This is a genomic window from Evansella halocellulosilytica, assembly GCF_002335745.1.
In the GTDB taxonomy this organism is placed as follows: domain Bacteria; phylum Bacillota; class Bacilli; order Bacillales; family Salisediminibacteriaceae; genus Bacillus_CA; species Bacillus_CA halocellulosilytica.
This window is the reverse complement of the sequence record NZ_NIST01000001.1, coordinates 3,623,751-3,639,570: the sequence shown is the minus strand read 5'-3', so window position 1 is coordinate 3,639,570 and position 15,820 is coordinate 3,623,751. Positions and strand designations below refer to the sequence as shown.

Genomic DNA, 15,820 nt, shown 5'->3' with positions numbered 1-15,820 from the left:
TGTCTTTCGTTTTCCTTTAAGTGTGTGTTCAAAAAGGAGGACAATAAAGAGGCGAGTAGATCAAGGGACGAAGTTTTGAGTAGCGAAGCGTATGGTGTTCATACTTGAGTCACGGAGAAACGAGTCAACGAAGAGATACGAAAGCTATTTTTCCCGGACTTTTTGAACCTCTTCATGAATCGTTTAGAGCATTGATTTAATAAAAATAGATAAACAGAGTTGGATCACAATTATGATGAACTTTCGTCAAACAAAAAAAGACTCGTGAGGGCCTGGTAACTTAAGTTGCCACCACACGTTACCAGGCACTTTCGATTGAGTCCTCCTATCGAATGTTATTGTATTTATTTACATAATGACTTAATGCAAGGAGTGGCCAAATATAATTATAACTGTAGTAATAAAAATAAAAGTAGCCAGGAAGACCTCCCCCGGTAGGATATGTGTACGTCCAATCATTATCATACAGTTTTCCGATTAAATGATAGATACCACGGTTTATTGAATCTGTAGGCTGCTCATATACAGATATTAACGCATCAACTGCCCAAGCGGTCTGAGATAAAGTGCCCTCTCCTAATGCAATAAATGTTTTCTTTATGTCGCTTTTACACGATTCCCCCCAACCTCCGTCATCATTTTGAATACTCATTAACCAGTGAACAGCTTTTTGGATAGAAGCATGATCCGATCTCACTCCTGTAGCTGTCATTCCTGTTATCGCTGCCCAAGTTCCGTATATATAACATATCCCCCAGCGCCCATACCATGAACCATCTCTTTCTTGATTGTTTAATAACCACCGGACACCCCTATTTACTTGGTGATGTTGTTTAAATAGACGAGCATATCGCCCTAAAAAATGTAACGTGCGCCCCGTTAAATCTGCTGAAGAAGGATCAATGCTTGCATCTTTTGCTCCGAATATAGGCACGAATGTTAATATACGTTTATCTGTATTTTTTTCAAATGCTGGCCAGCCTCCATCATCATTTTGCATCGAAAGTACCCAATTAATCCCTCTATACCAATACTCTCTGTAACTCGGAATCTGTTCAACCGTTCTTCTTAATGATCTTAATGCTGCAGTCGTATCATCAACGTCAGGATTAATCGTATTTATATTTGAAAAGCCCCATCCGCCCGGTAATGCTAGAGGGTTATGGATAACCCAGTCACCGTAGCGGGTATGCTGTCTTTTAATTAAATAGTCATTCGCTTTTTGAATCATTGAAGAATGGAAAGGAACACCCGCTGATTGCAGTGAGTCTGATATTAGTGCAGTATTCCATATAGTAGAAGTTGTATGCTGCAGATGATGACCACTATTTGTACGGCAAGTCAATGATTTTAATCCATTAACAGCATTTTGGATAACAGGACTCCTTGTTGAATAGCCTAAAGACAGTAACGCATAAATCATTAAAAACGTCGTCGTAAAGTAGCTGTAAAGTGTACCGTCACGCTCAATTCTGTTTAACATAAATCGTTCAGCTTTTTTTAATGCCATTTGATGAAGTTCGTTTGGTGAACCTATCAACCTTTCAATGCTTTGACGAAGAAAAGAAATAAATGATCGTGCCTCTTCGGATTGAAATTCATCAAAAAAGTCGTTCGTTTTTCTGTCGCTCATTAAGTGAGACAAGTTTGGGGTATCGTTTCTTTTTAATACGAATTTTTGATCTGCGATTACTAACATAGGCGCAATGTGTACTCTTGCATATCCTGAAAAATCAAAGAAATTAAGCGGTGAAGCTTGAGGCAGCAAAAGAAACTCGATCGGGATTGGAAATCGTTTTGGCCATGGTAGTGGTCCAGTGACGGTCAATACCATTTTTGTTAAAGATAGAGCTTTAGAAATTCCACCATGGGTATGAATAAAGTGTTCAGCCTTTTTCATTTCCGGGTCATGTTTTTGTTTATAACCGGAATAGAGGAGAGCGTAGTAAGCTTCAATCGTCAGTGATAAATTTCCTTCATTTTCATCTTCGTAAATTTTCCACGCGCCATTTTCTAACTGCCTATTAATCATTCTTTTGACTAATTCGATGATAAGTTCTTCCTCATTTTTCATGTTTAAAGACCGTAATAGTATGATCATATAGGCATCAGTCGTTGGACTAGACTCAAAACAAAACTTCCACGATCCATCCTCTGCCTGGAGTTCTTGTAATCGTTGTATGAGACGGTTTACTTCTGGTTCTATCAGTTTCTTCATACATAATCCGCCCTTCTATACTGTATTATAAATTACCTTTATTCATGAAATGACCAATTATTCATATCGAGTCAATTCATCGAATAGGATGATTTAGTAATGAGAAGAGCTGAGGTGGATAGATGAAAAGGAGATGTCTACGTCATAAATTGCCTCCATCATTAAAAATAATAAAGAAGCAGTTAAAAAAGATAGATGGAAAACATATACTACTAGAATCGTTAAATGAAGAGGAACTGAAACTGATCACAGCTATCCGAAAAAAAACAGCGGATAAAAATAAAAACAATGTAACTAGAACAGAAGCTTATTTACATTACTATCGAAATAACCCTGAAATTCACTGGGCTTTATTAGGCCATATGGTTTCGCGAAATGGCGGTTGGAATATGACCGATTTAAAAGGTGATTTACTGACGAAACTGCTGACCGAGAAAGAGCAAAGAAACTTCTTTTCCTTTTTAGAGCGTGGAAATTGGCTTATCTTTCAAGATGTATATCCGCAATTGTTGTTATATGAGGAAAGCCAAATCAGGCAAAAAAAATTATTTTATCTTCTGCCAATCTTTAAAGTATCAGCCTTTATGGAAGTCATCTGGAACTTTTATTATGAGAACAAAGATGACTATCTCTTAGCGATGGCTCTCGTCGTAAACGAGCAAAATTATTTGGAAAAAAGAGTGATTCAAAACAGCCATTATAAAACGTCTGTTCTAGAGACATTAAAATTCAAATTACAAGATATTCTCAGTTTAAATCAAGTTCTTTTTCCATACATAGATGGTACAAACATCAAGATAACAGGACAGACGATTCACCATTTTGCTGCCTTACACGAACGTATTTTATTAGGAAAAAGACTATATGAATTATTATTTAATGATCATATGCTGCCAAAAATGCTTAAGTGGTCTTACAAACAGCGCCATACTGGTTCACGTAAAGATTATTGGCCGCAGTTATACAATACTACGAATGATTCGATACCTGGAAAAACGTATAAGCGCCGTACAAAAAATTGTTCGTTAATTACTGGTTCACACCGGATTTACAGTCCCTCATTAAGTCAAGCATGGAACAATGTAAAGCATAAAAAAGCAGCAGAAGATGATTGGTATTCGTATTCAGACTGGAAAGTCGTGCATTATTTAAAAAGTTCAAAGATAAATGTGAATGGGGAAATTTCAAATGAGTACTGTGAAACGTTGGAGAAAATTGAACTTGCAATCCTTGCAAAAGAAGGACTATTTAAAAAATAAAACACAAATAAAGGCATATGTGAGTACATCCATCCTAGCTACTTTCTTGGCAACTTATTTAGATCTTTGGTTTATTGGGAAAGAATTTTATACCTTTCCCCACCGGCCCTTCCCGACTATTTTTTCTATTAATGTCTATTTTACATTGGTGTTTATACCGATATTTACTATTATTGTAATTTCTATTTTAAAGCGCTTGAGTCCATTGCTTATATTTTTGTTTATCGCCCTGTTAAGTCTACTCACACCTATTATGGAGCAAATTGCCGAACAAATAGGAATGTTTCAACATTCCTCTCAATGGCAGCATTATTATTCTATTATTGGTTATTTTGTTTTCATCTTTATAATATGGAAGTTTTATAACTGGATGATGAATGAATAGTACCTTTATTATTGTGAAGTCAATTGGGAATTTAGAAAAAATGAAGGGGAGCTGGTATGTATGAATAATGATTATCATAACATGATGAACGATTATTACAGTAAAATAAGGGAAACAAACTATCTACATTATTGGTACAATTTAGCCAATACTCATGCAAGAGAAGGTCGATTAAAAGAAGCATTGCATACAATTGATATTGCCTTAACGTTTCCGGCCCCTTACCCTTCAAGGGAAGTACTGCTAGCAATGAAATCGAACATTGAACCCCTACTCACTAGACAAATGCATGCACCCCTCCCTTTTATCATCGATACAAAATATGGTGATATTGATGGAGACTCGCTTACCGATACTGTTTTACTTACTGGTCATCAAACTGCTGATAGTCCTTTCATACAAGATATTACAGTGCTCATCCATAATGGGAGAGCTGGTCAATATGAACAAATTTCTTTACAAAATGACGCGGGATACAATCCGACGCTTTTTCTTGGTGATTTTACGGGAAATCGAGTTGCTGATATTTTAGTCGTGATCGATACAGGTGGCAGCGGTGGAGCAATATATGCCTATATCTTTTCTCATTTGAACGGTCATATGAGAGAGGTTTTTAATTCTGATCAATTTAATGCAAGCTACCAATATGATGTCAATTATGAAAATCTATATAAAGCATCATTAACTAGTCACCACGAGAATGAACAGTTTATCATTGATTTAACATATAAAGGAACAGATTATTTAAATGAGGTTTATGACGAAAATGGTAGATTAAGATCGCCGGTAGAAGGATGGGTAAATCCTTTATCAGGTCTATACCCTGTTGACTTTAACAGAGATGATACGTATGAACTTGAAGCTTATCAAAGAGCTGCAGGAAGGTATAATGCTGATTCACTTGGATATGTCATCACTGTGTTGAAGTGGGACGGACAACGTTTTGTTTCTGAGCGTCAAAATGTCGCTATATTTGGCGAGAAATTATAAATGTAGTCATTAATGTTTGTCATTTCGTTTCATTTTTTTCTGCTGTTTATTCAAGCCTTAGTACACGGCTCTGCCTATGTGCTAAGGCTTGTAATCGTAATACCTCTTAAAAAGTAACAAGAATTAATAAGTCTCCTTAATGGACTATGTTCGTATAGTGACCTTATAAGGCGAATTTAATAAAACCGCTTGTTTTATATGGAGATGGTTATTTTTATGGAAATGGTTCATGTTTCTCCACTTAATGGTAACCATATTAAATATGGAGAATGCTTCTAAGTAAAGTAACAAGGAGAGAATAATGAAGAACACTGACCAATTCCGTACGGAAAAAGATGCTTTAGGTAATGTGATGGTTCCAGTTGAAGCCTATTATGGCTCTCAAACTCAACGGGCGGTTGATAACTTTCCAATTAGCGGGAAAAAGTTGCCTCGACCTTTTATTAAAGCGCAAGGGATTATTAAGGCTGCTGCTGCAGAAACAAACATGGAATTAGGAGTCCTTCCGAATAATCTCGGGAAGCCGATTGTCGAAGCAGCCGAAGAGGTGATACAAGGAAAATGGGATCACCAATTTGTCGTTGATGTATATCAAGCTGGCGCAGGTACTTCACAAAATATGAATGCAAATGAAGTCATTGCAAGCCGAGCTACCGAATTATTAGGAGAATCAATGGCAGATTTTCGCATTCACCCGCACAATCATGTAAATATGGCACAATCGACGAACGATACATTTCCTTCTGCTCTTCATATCGCGGCAGTAGAAATGATTGTCCATCGGCTCCTTCCTGCTGTTTTGCAATTACAACAGGAGCTCCATAAGAAATCGATTGAATTAATGCCAATAAGGAAGGCTGGTCGAACACATCTACATGATGCACTGCCAATCAGATTAGGGCAAGAATTTTCTGGTTATGCAGGAACGATTAGTGCTCTATATTCTCAAATTGAGGCGTCGTTAGACTCTCTCTATCAAATAGGATTAGGTGGTAATGCCATCGGTACACTTATCAACACTCATCCTAAATATCCGCAAAATGTTATTTCAAAAATATGTGATCGGACTCAACTGCCTTTTCGTAAACCTGATAACCAATTTAGCTTTATGCAAAATAGGAATGCTGCGATCCATACGATCATGGTGTTAAAAGAACTATCCCTTCACTTAATTAAAATAACAAGCGATTTACGGTTATTAAGTTCAGGTCCAAGAACAGGTTTAGCTGAAATTACGCTCCCTCCTGTACAGCCAGGATCTACGATTATGCCTGGGAAAGTAAATCCAGCTATTTTAGAGATGGTTCATATGGTCAGCTGTCAAGTAATCGGTTATGAAAAGACAATCGCAACTGCAGGTATTGCAAGTCAATTAGAAATCAATGTGATGATGCCTGTCATTGCCTACTCTTTGCTTGAATCAATTGAGATTCTCTCAAATGCAATTTCTACATTAGTGACAAAGTGTATTACTGGAATTGAAGCAAATGAACAAATTTGTAAAAATTGGATGGAAGCTTCCCTTTCGGTCGTTACCGGACTAAATCCGATTATGGGTTTTGATCTTGCCTCACAAATTGGGATGCAGGCAGATACACAAAATAAAACGATAAAGCAAGTGATTACTGAGTTAGGGCTTATGACTCCAGAAGTTCAGCAGGCTATTGATCCTTATGGGATGGTATAAATGAATGGGGTTTAAATAAGTATCCGCCCGTAAAACGGGCGGTTTTCATTTCGCCCTATAAGGGCACTTTACAACCAGAGTCCCTTAAGGGACCTTATTTAAATTGGTCCGTGTTTTTTTGCGACGAGTAACCGCAGGAGCAACGAGCGATTCTTCGCTGAATTCTCTACGAGCTGCTTCGACGCATTCTCTTCTTCGGTTAATCTTGCAGAGGAAGAAGCACGCAGTCTGCGACGAGTAATCGCAGGAGCACTGTTTTTCTGCGACGAGTAATCGCAGGAGCAACGAGCGATCCTTCGCTGAATTCTCTACGAGCTGCTTCGACGCATTCTCTTCTTCGGTTAATCTTGCAGAGGAAGAAGCACGCAGTCTGCGACGAGTAATCGCAGGAGCACTGTTTTTCTGCGACGAGTAATCGCAGGAGCACTGTTTTTCTGCGACGAGTAATCGCAGGAGCACTGTTTTTCTGCGACGAGTAATCGCAGGAGCAACGAGCGATTCTTCGCTGATTTCTCTAATAGTACCGCCAAGAGAAGATTTCGAGTCCCTTGGCGTAAGAAAAGCAATCAAGCTGCTTCGATGCATTCTCTTCTTCGTTTAACCTTGCAGAGGAAGAAGCACAGTATACCTTCCAACTATTCGTTACTTTTAAAGAGATCTCACGAATACAACCTTTAAAGGAATTTTCACACAGGCAGAGCCTGTAGTTAACAAATAATGTAATGAAGAAAGCGGTGTTTACAAGAAACATCGCTTTTTATAATGGATTTAACAAATATTGTATGAATATATAGGACTTTTACCTGAAACTTTTCTCTTGTTAGTAAAAAAGTTTATGTTTTTTTACGAAGTACAGTTTTCCCTATGAGAACAACGTCGTTTTATATCCAAGTTGGTCGAATAATTTCAATTTGTTCGAATTCGTACAAATTTCAGAGATATTTAATAGATAAACCTTCTCATATCCTCGCATCTGTATTAAGCGATGTATATTGCGTTTAATACTTGTTAAACGCGTTTGATAATCTAACAGTCTCTTACTATCCTTATAGATGTTGTTTCACAAAACCTTTAAAGGAGAGGATGTAAATTATTAATGACAAGTCGCTTTCTCAAAAACAGAGAAACGCTCTAGACAAAGGATCGGTTGCAACACTTGAAAACGAAGAAGTCGTATTTGAAAAACCTGCCATAGATGATGGGGCTGAAATGTGGCAGTTAGTTAAAGAGTCAACATTGGATTTAAATTCCCCGTATAAATACTTGATGATGTGTGAGTTTTTCACAGAGACGTGTGTCGTTGCTAAAGAAAACGACCACTTGGTAGGTTTTATTACTGCTTTTATTCCTCCAGAACGTTCAGACGTCATTTTTATTTGGCAAGTCGGAGTCGATGCTTCTCAAAGAGGTAAAGGGATAGGATCGAAAATGCTAAATGAATTGCTTTCTAGAAAAGCATGTAAAGATGTCAGATACTTAGAAGCGACGGTAACACCATCAAATGAAGCATCACAGTCTTTATTTAGACGGTTAGCAAGGGATCATAACGCTAGCTGTATCGTGACTCCCTGCTTCCCTGCTGATGTGTTCCCAGGCAATGAACATGAGAGTGAACTGACTTATCGAATTGGTCCACTTTAAAATACATGAATAACATACGTTTTAAAATAATTCTGGAGGGATATTAGACATGACAAAAAATAACTTATCGATTTTTGATGAATTAGAATCAAGTGTAAGAAGCTATGTGAGAAGCTTTCCTGCAGTGTTTACGAAAGCAAAAGGGTCAAAAATGTGGGATGAAGAAGGCAAAGAATATTTAGACTTTTTTGCAGGAGCTGGTGCATTAAACTATGGGCATAATGAGCCAAAAATGAAGGAACAGCTTATTGAATATATTTCAAATGATGGAATTACTCATTCTCTTGATAAAGCAACAACTGCGAAAGGTGAATTTCTAAAGAAATTTAACGAAGTGATTTTAAAGCCGAGAAACATGGATTATAAAGTGATGTTCCCTGGTCCTACAGGTACAAATACAGTAGAATCTGCATTAAAAATTGCACGTAAAGTAACTGGTAGAACGGATGTTATTAGTTTTACGAATGGTTTTCACGGGATGACAATAGGTTCTTTATCAGTTACGGGAAATGCTATGAAGCGTAAAGGCGCTGGAATTCCACTAACTAATACGGTTACGATGCCATTTGATCAATTTGCACAAGAGGATGATCATTTATCAAGTTTAGACTATCTCGAAAGCTTCTTGGAAGACAGTGGGAGTGGCGTTGCGATTCCAGCAGCAATGATACTTGAGACGGTTCAAGGTGAAGGCGGAATAAATGCAGCGAGATTCGAATGGTTAAAACGAGTTGAAGAAATTTGCAGAAAGTGGGATATTCTTCTTATTATTGATGACGTTCAAGCAGGTGTTGGACGTACAGGTACATTCTTCTCATTCGAACCTGCGGGGATTCAGCCAGATATCATCTGTCTTTCTAAGTCAATTGGAGGTTACGGATTACCGCTTGCATTAACATTAATTAGACCAGATCTCGATATTTGGAGTCCTGGTGAACATAATGGGACGTTTAGAGGAAACAACCATGCATTTATCACTGCAGGAGTTTCTCTCTCTTATTGGGAAGATGATTCATTTGAGAAAAGTATCCAAAAAAAGTCAGCTGAAATAACAGACTTCTTAGAAGGTTTAGTAAATAAATATCCTGAAATAAAAGGCAAAGTGCGCGGGAGAGGATTTATGCAAGGAATTGCTTCTGAAGTCGAAGGTTTTTCCTCAAAAGTCGCTGAAGAAGCATTTAACAGAGGCTTGATCATGGAAACGTCCGGAAGTAATGATGAAGTGTTCAAGCTCTTCCCTGCGTTAAATATCGATGAGAATGAACTGAAACAAGGATTTATGATTATTGAAGAAAGTGTGAAAGCAGTACTTGCGGAAAAATTAGTATCTAACTAAAAGGAGGAAAACAACATGAAAGTCGTAAAACTAGAGGATGTAATTAATACAGAACAAGAAGTCAAAGGTGAAAATTGGACCAGCCGCCGGTTAATTTTAAAAGATGTAGGTATGGGATATTCTGTACATGATACGATAATTAAAGCAGGAACAGAAACGCATATTTGGTATCAAAACCATTTAGAAGCCGTGTACTGTATCGAAGGTGAAGGAGAAGTTGTCACGTTGAAAGATGAAAAGGTTCATCCGATTTCTGCAAATACTTTGTATGCGCTAGATGAACATGATGAGCACTTGCTGCGTGCAACGACAGATATGCGTATGGTGTGTGTGTTCAACCCGCCGATTACTGGGCGTGAGACGCACGATAAAAATGGCGTATACCCATTAGTTGATTAATACGAAAAAGTTGAACGAAATTTTAGCGCCCACTCCCCATCAGTAGTGGGGAGTGGGCGCTTTTTTAATGTTAATTATCACTCCATATTTCTATGAAGTTTCCATTAGGATCTTCAAGTAAAGCACAATAACCGAGTTCGTTACCAATTTATGGTTGTTTAATAAGCTTTAGCCCAATAAACGAAATGTTTGGCATCATGGCTGCAGCATACGCATTTGTCAGAAATCACTTCCCCTTCAAATGGTATACAGCGTGAAGTAGCCCCTGTAACTTCTTTTATCTTACTTTCACAAGTTTCCTCCCCGCACCACATTGCCTTAATAAAGCCTTTTTTAGTTTCCATAACCTCTTTAAATTGTTCAAAGCTTCTTACTTCGTAAGTGTTGTGATCACGGTGCTTTTTTGCTTGAGTAAAAAGATGGTGTTGTATGTCATTGAGAATTTCTTCAATTTTTGTTTCCAGTTGTTCAATCGGTACAGTTATTTTCTCATTCGTGTCCCGTCTTACAAGAATAACTTTCTGATCTTTAATATCTCGTGGTCCGATTTCTAATCGAAGTGGTATTCCTTTCATTTCATACTCATTAAATTTCCAGCCAGGTTTTTTACTACTTGCATCAATCTCTGTACGAGCATAATTTGAAAGTTTCTCTTTTAATTGATAAGCATGGTCGAGCACACCTTCTTTATGGTGAGCAATTGGAATAATCATCACTTGTACTGGTGCTACTTTCGGTGGGATGACCAAACCTCTGTTATCACCGTGAACCATAATCATTGCCCCGATAATCCTAGTCGTAAAACCCCAAGAGGTTTGATGTACATATTGAAGACTGCCGTTCCGGTCTGTAAATTGTATGTTTAGTGCCTTTGCAAATTCATTGCCAAAATGATGTGATGTTCCTGATTGTAATGCCTTTCCATCGTGCATAAAGCTTTCAATCGTATAAGTAGATTTCGCACCTGCAAACTTTTCTTTTTCTGTTTTCTTTCCTTTTAACACTGGGATCGCTAATATGTCCTCACATAATGTAGCGTATACGTTTAGCATGTTCATTGTTTCTTCAAATGCTTCTTCCTCTGTTTCATGACAAGTATGTCCCTCTTGCCATAAAAATTCTAACGTACGTAAAAATGGTCGGGTAGTTTTCTCCCACCGGACGACATTCGACCATTGATTGTACAGTTTCGGTAAATCACGATACGAATGTATAATATTTTTAAAATGCTCACCAAAGAGAACTTCAGAAGTCGGACGTATACATAATCGTTCGGTTAATTCTTCCTCACCACCATGTGTGACCCAAGCGACTTCAGGTGCAAATCCTTTTATGTGATCTTTCTCTTTTTGAAGTAAACTTTCAGGAATAAGCAAAGGCATGTACACATTCTCATGACCTGTGTCTTTTATTTTTTGATCCAGTTCATTTTTAATATTCTCCCAAATGGCATTTCCGTAAGGGCGGATAATCATCGAACCGCGAACACTTGAATAGTCGATCAAATCTGCTTTTGTTACTACATCTGTATACCACTGAGCAAAATTTTCATCCATATCCGTAATTCGTTGGACAAATTCCTTTCCCATAATTTCACCCCTATTTTAGATTTATTTTGAAATCACAAAAAACCTTGCCGAAACTAGGGACCACAAGCTGGCGGTACCACCCTAATTTAAAGCAAAGCTTTACACTCTTTCATGATAACGGTATTTAACCGCTATACCTTTTCGGGTATAGAACTCAAAGGCAGGTTCAAGTGAATGTCAATAGAAGCCTTTCAGCTAAAAGCTCCCTCTCTGGAAAAGACTAATACACTTTACTAATCCTCATCAACGTATCTATTATTTCGATGATTATATAGTTAATGTTAGAAAATGTCAACCTCTAATATTTTATTTTATGTAATATATATTGGTTGATGGAATGATAGTAATGATTATGGTTTAATCTTGTTATTGCTTTGTGTAGAAAGACTTTACTGTAACCTAATCATTGTTAAGCTTGCACCTGAGCCGGATTGAAGTGTGGCAGTTCCTAATAATCCAAACAACTGGACAGAAACTGTTGAGTTTGCAGGTAATGTTAATATGACATTACTCGAAAATAATGTCGTTGATAATACCGCATTTATCGTCGCTTGTGGAACAGGACTTCCGTTCACTACTAATCTTGCTCCTAAAAGTAATGCTGCAGTTAATCTAATATTAAACGTAATAAAATATCTCCCGGCTGGTCCGATTGTAAATACTGTATTGGCAGCATTTGGCGTGATGTCAGGTGAAAGGTTTTGTTGACTAGGTAGTGGAACTGGTGTTCCACCTAATATGACGGCTATAGCTGCTCCTGTAGTACTCCCAGCGTATCCCGAAGTCCCTGTTACAGTTGGTCCTTGTGGTCCCGGAGGTCCTTGAGGCCCCTGTTCACCTTGAGGCCCTTCAGGTCCAGGAGGTCCTTCTTTCCCTTGGAACCCTTGAGGCCCTTGAGGTCCGCGGGGGCCACGTTCTCCTCTTGAGGTCCTTGTGCACCTCGTGGCCCTTTAGGTCCCTCAGGTCCAGGAGGTCCTTGTATTTTATGATTAGAACACAATTTCATCACACCTTTGTATTGAGTCATTGTATTCTATATTTACGATTTAAGAGTAAGAATTAGAAGTTTTCAGAAAGCGATGTTCATTAATAAACTTAAAAAATTCTCATAAATTTAGGGATCAAAAATACGACCTCTTCGGAAGTGATGAGGTCGATTTTATTAGAACTAAGGGCGAACTGTTTGGAATATATTTATAGAAACTTGACCAATGACAGTTTCTCCATCGGTAGAGAAAACATAAAGTTCAGTAAGATTTGGAACAAAGACTGTGAAGCTATTTCCTGGATCAATATCCCCAGCTAATATTACCGTACCATCAGCAGTTGAACTTAAAGATACTGGTCCGCCACTTCCGGTAAAATTCGTAATTGTTACATAGCCTGATGCACTTCCTTCTGCTTGCTCAAAAATTTGTAATGCATCTGCTGCTAATACATCTGTATCAAATGTATTACACATTGATGATGTGACTACTTGAGGCTCTGGACAACAGGAGATGAACTCACCTCCTTTTGTTTCATTACACATTACTATTAAATGATTAAAATGTTTGGACTGCTTGGACGAATACCATTTATTTAGAATATTTAATTATGAGGTTAAGTTAGGGGATTTTAGTTCGAAAATATGAAAGTTCTCTCATACAGAAAGTCTCCTTCTCATCTTTGTGAATAAAGTAAATGGCATATTCCGAGTAGAATTCAAAAAGACTGCAGTTGCAGCCTTTTCGTTGTATAAATTATTTAATTTTACACGATTTATTGTTCATTTCTTGTCGCAAAATCGGTAACGTACAACACCGGAAAGAACCGCCTGATTTGATGATTTCAGTAATATCGACTTCAATTACTTCAAATCCTCGTTGCTGAAGCTGTTTATTGACTCCTTTGTTTATCGGGAGGCTCAAAATCTTTTTCTCCCCTAGCCCTAATACATTTGTCCCAAGAGTAAATTGTTCTTCTTTGGACACTTCAATTAACTCATAATTAGAAGCAAAAAAATCATAATCCTGTTTGGATAATGCCTCAGGATAAATGAGGGCAATATCAGGCGAAATGACATTAAATACACAGTCTAAATGTAAATACTTTTCTTTAAAAGAGATAGAAGTAACATTAAATTGGGTAAGCAAGCTTTGTAAATGGTCTACAGCTGCTTGATTTGTTCGATTGCTCAATCCGATATAGATGTTGTCACGATCAATAATGACATCTCCTCCTTCTATCTCGTCTCCAATTAAATTATAATAAGACATTCCTTCATCTTCTAGCCATTGTCTTAAAATGTCTTCTTCTCCTTTTCGAACATCACTCTTCATTTCTGCTACGAAGGTCGTTTGTCCTAATGTAAAACCGATATCTCTTGTAAATACTTGCTCGGGGTATTTTTTATGATATGGGAGTAATATGACTTCAATATCGTGACTTTTCAATGTATTAATTAAATTTTGATGTTGTTCTAACGCTTTTTCAATATGGATTCCTTCATCTTGGAAATGTTCCTGAGTCTCATTAATAACTTCACGCATTGTCATATATTGAGGTTGACATAAAATGACCCGCTTAAGCACATCGTATTCACTAAAGCAGTATGTTTTTTGTTGAGGTGTTTCCATCGTAAGGTCCTCCTCATAATCTCCATTATATTTTAACTATTTTTTCCAACGTCTTTCATTTTATGTATTTCCCGATATTATTTACTTTTACACCACAGCTTCCCTAGTTTTGCTTCGATAAGACGAATCAAAATACATTGTTTTCCATTATGGAAATATAAAAAAACAGACACTAGTTCATTCAACAGTGTCTGTTTGAGTAGTTTTAATAAGAATTAATTGCCAAAGATTGTTTTAATAAATAGGCGGACAACATCTGATCCACCGATAATTGTTCCTAAAGTACTGCCTATGTTTGCAAGAATAACGACTAGTAAAATACGTGTAACTTTATTTCTCCAAAAGCCTTTTGCACTCGTAACATCGTCAGGCAAACTTTCAAAATCAGCAACATTAGGTCGTTTAATAAAGGCTTGTACAATGCCGGCAAACCACCCTGCTGCCATCAATGGATTTAAGGAACTTAATGGTGCAACGACAAAAGCTGTTATAACTGTCAGTGGGTGTCCTAGAGCAATGGCAGTTCCTAGTGCTGACAAGGAACCGTTCCACAATACCCAACTCATTGTTTGCTGCATGCCAGCACTTGGGTTTGCATAAAACGTATATCCAATGATGCTTAAAATTAGCAAAGGTATGAACCACGCGATCAATTTCGGCCACTTTGATTTTAGAGGCTTTTTAGACAATGCCTTTAAATTGTGTTCTTTATGGATTTCAACCTTAACGCCAGGAACGTGTGCTGCTCCTAATACTGCAACAACTTTTTCACCAGGAGCTTCTTTAATTTTTTGAGCTAAATACTGATCTCGTTCATCAATGAGACGGTGCTTTAATTCGGGAAATGACTCGGTAAATTCTTTTAACATCGTATCGAGAGCATCTTGTGACTTCATTTTCTCCAATTCTTCTTCTGAAATATTATCATTATTAAAAATACTAACAAATATCTCAAGTAGAAGCTTTACTTTTCCACGGAGACCTAAACCGTGCCAAACGCGTGAAAAGGTAATTTGAATATTTCGATCAGCAAGAACGAGTGTAGCTCCAGTTTCATCTGCTGATTCAATCCCCTGAATCATCTCTTGACCAGGTTTGATCCCAAAATTCTTTGCTAATTTTTTTTGGAAGGAGGATATAACAAGGTTCATTAATAGAAAAGTAGCTTTTTTTTCTTTAATTACTTTGAAAATATCCATTTTTGCCCATTGGTCTTTAGATACAATCGATTGATATCGCTGATCATCTAATTCAACACAGACTGAATTGGGTTTTTCGGCTTCAATGACCTCTTTTACTTGTTCGGCACTTTTTTTAGATACGTGGGCTGTCCCTATTATAATTAATTCTTTATCTTCTAAATGTATTCTAGTAATGTTTTCTTCCAACGCACAACTACCTTCCTTTTTGAACTTTGTATTATCTTTCGCATTCACGATTTACTTTATTGTATCAAAAATTAGCTACACGTTATAAAATACTAATACCTTTTTATTATACTAGACTTTTTTTAGTCGTCCATGATTAATTTATCGTCAAGTTCATACCAGCATATTCGCCTTCTTTTGTCTATTCTAGGTGAAAAATTTTTTAAAAAGAATTCGCTTGAAAACGTGCAGTTTAATTTCACCCTTTAAGAACAACTTTACCAACATACTATTTTGAGGACACCCATTTATTTTCATTTTATAATCAAAT

At 37.2% G+C, this 15,820-nt stretch carries 14 protein-coding genes and 1 other annotated feature; of the genes, 7 read left to right on the top strand and 7 right to left on the bottom strand.

What is annotated here, in order from left to right; translation table 11 throughout:
• Positions 1–325: 325 nt before the first annotated feature.
• On the bottom strand, positions 326–2,218 hold the full coding sequence (locus tag CD001_RS17350) for a terpene cyclase/mutase family protein (RefSeq protein WP_096188875.1): 1,893 nt from the start codon (positions 2,216–2,218) through the stop codon (positions 326–328).
• 122 nt (positions 2,219–2,340) lie between these two features.
• On the opposite strand from CD001_RS17350, the gene CD001_RS17345 reads away from it, so the two are divergent.
• The 4 genes from CD001_RS17345 to CD001_RS17330 all read left to right on the top strand — a co-directional run bounded on the left by CD001_RS17345 (position 2,341) and on the right by CD001_RS17330 (position 6,539).
• Complete coding sequence (locus tag CD001_RS17345; protein WP_096188874.1) at positions 2,341–3,477, top strand: DUF2515 family protein; 1,137 nt, start codon at positions 2,341–2,343, stop codon at positions 3,475–3,477.
• Positions 3,407–3,862 carry a CBO0543 family protein gene (locus tag CD001_RS17340; RefSeq protein WP_142303609.1) on the top strand — a complete coding sequence of 152 codons (456 nt, stop codon included), beginning with the start codon at positions 3,407–3,409 and terminating at the stop codon, positions 3,860–3,862. The genes CD001_RS17345 and CD001_RS17340 overlap by 71 nt, the downstream gene beginning before the upstream one ends.
• Positions 3,863–3,922: 60 nt before the next feature.
• The gene (locus CD001_RS17335; protein ID WP_407081111.1) at positions 3,923–4,852 is read left to right on the top strand and encodes a VCBS repeat-containing protein; all 930 of its coding nucleotides are present in this window, start codon (positions 3,923–3,925) and stop codon (positions 4,850–4,852) included.
• A gap of 301 nt (positions 4,853–5,153) precedes the next feature.
• Positions 5,154–6,539, top strand: coding sequence for a class II fumarate hydratase (locus CD001_RS17330; RefSeq protein ID WP_096188872.1), 1,386 nt, complete (start codon positions 5,154–5,156; stop codon positions 6,537–6,539).
• Positions 6,540–6,623: 84 nt separating this feature from the next.
• On the opposite strand, the gene CD001_RS26055 is transcribed toward CD001_RS17330, so the two are convergent.
• Complete coding sequence (locus tag CD001_RS26055) at positions 6,624–7,124, bottom strand: hypothetical protein (protein WP_142303608.1); 501 nt, start codon at positions 7,122–7,124, stop codon at positions 6,624–6,626.
• 507 nt (positions 7,125–7,631) lie between these two features.
• Here CD001_RS26055 and ectA point away from each other — a divergent pair.
• Genes ectA through CD001_RS17315 form a run of 3 tightly spaced genes read left to right on the top strand, consistent with a single transcriptional unit; the run spans position 7,632 to position 9,915 of the window.
• A complete protein-coding gene (gene ectA, locus CD001_RS17325) occupies positions 7,632–8,180 on the top strand; it encodes a diaminobutyrate acetyltransferase (protein ID WP_257009990.1) in 549 nt (182 codons plus the stop codon).
• Positions 8,181–8,229: 49 nt separating this feature from the next.
• Entirely contained in the window at positions 8,230–9,516 is a 1,287-nt protein-coding gene (gene ectB, locus CD001_RS17320) for a diaminobutyrate--2-oxoglutarate transaminase (protein ID WP_096188870.1), read from the top strand.
• A gap of 15 nt (positions 9,517–9,531) precedes the next feature.
• Entirely contained in the window at positions 9,532–9,915 is a 384-nt protein-coding gene (locus tag CD001_RS17315) for an ectoine synthase (RefSeq protein ID WP_096188869.1), read from the top strand.
• Between the two features lie 158 nt (positions 9,916–10,073).
• On the opposite strand, the gene proS is transcribed toward CD001_RS17315, so the two are convergent.
• The 5 genes from proS to CD001_RS17290 form a co-directional block, all read right to left on the bottom strand.
• A complete protein-coding gene (gene proS, locus CD001_RS17310) occupies positions 10,074–11,504 on the bottom strand; it encodes a proline--tRNA ligase (protein ID WP_142303607.1) in 1,431 nt (476 codons plus the stop codon).
• 52 nt (positions 11,505–11,556) lie between these two features.
• Positions 11,557–11,760: a binding site (T-box leader), on the bottom strand.
• Between the two features lie 133 nt (positions 11,761–11,893).
• The gene (locus CD001_RS26970; RefSeq protein ID WP_257009989.1) at positions 11,894–12,244 is read right to left on the bottom strand and encodes a BclA C-terminal domain-containing protein; all 351 of its coding nucleotides are present in this window, start codon (positions 12,242–12,244) and stop codon (positions 11,894–11,896) included.
• A gap of 428 nt (positions 12,245–12,672) precedes the next feature.
• Positions 12,673–13,035 (bottom strand): S-Ena type endospore appendage, encoded by a 363-nt coding sequence (locus tag CD001_RS17300; RefSeq protein ID WP_306454078.1) that lies wholly within the window; start codon positions 13,033–13,035, stop codon positions 12,673–12,675.
• A 211-nt stretch (positions 13,036–13,246) separates the two neighbouring features.
• Positions 13,247–14,122 carry a dimethylarginine dimethylaminohydrolase family protein gene (locus CD001_RS17295; RefSeq protein ID WP_096188866.1) on the bottom strand — a complete coding sequence of 292 codons (876 nt, stop codon included), beginning with the start codon at positions 14,120–14,122 and terminating at the stop codon, positions 13,247–13,249.
• Between the two features lie 215 nt (positions 14,123–14,337).
• Positions 14,338–15,510 carry a TraB/GumN family protein gene (locus CD001_RS17290; RefSeq protein ID WP_096188865.1) on the bottom strand — a complete coding sequence of 391 codons (1,173 nt, stop codon included), beginning with the start codon at positions 15,508–15,510 and terminating at the stop codon, positions 14,338–14,340.
• Positions 15,511–15,820: the final 310 nt, after the last annotated feature.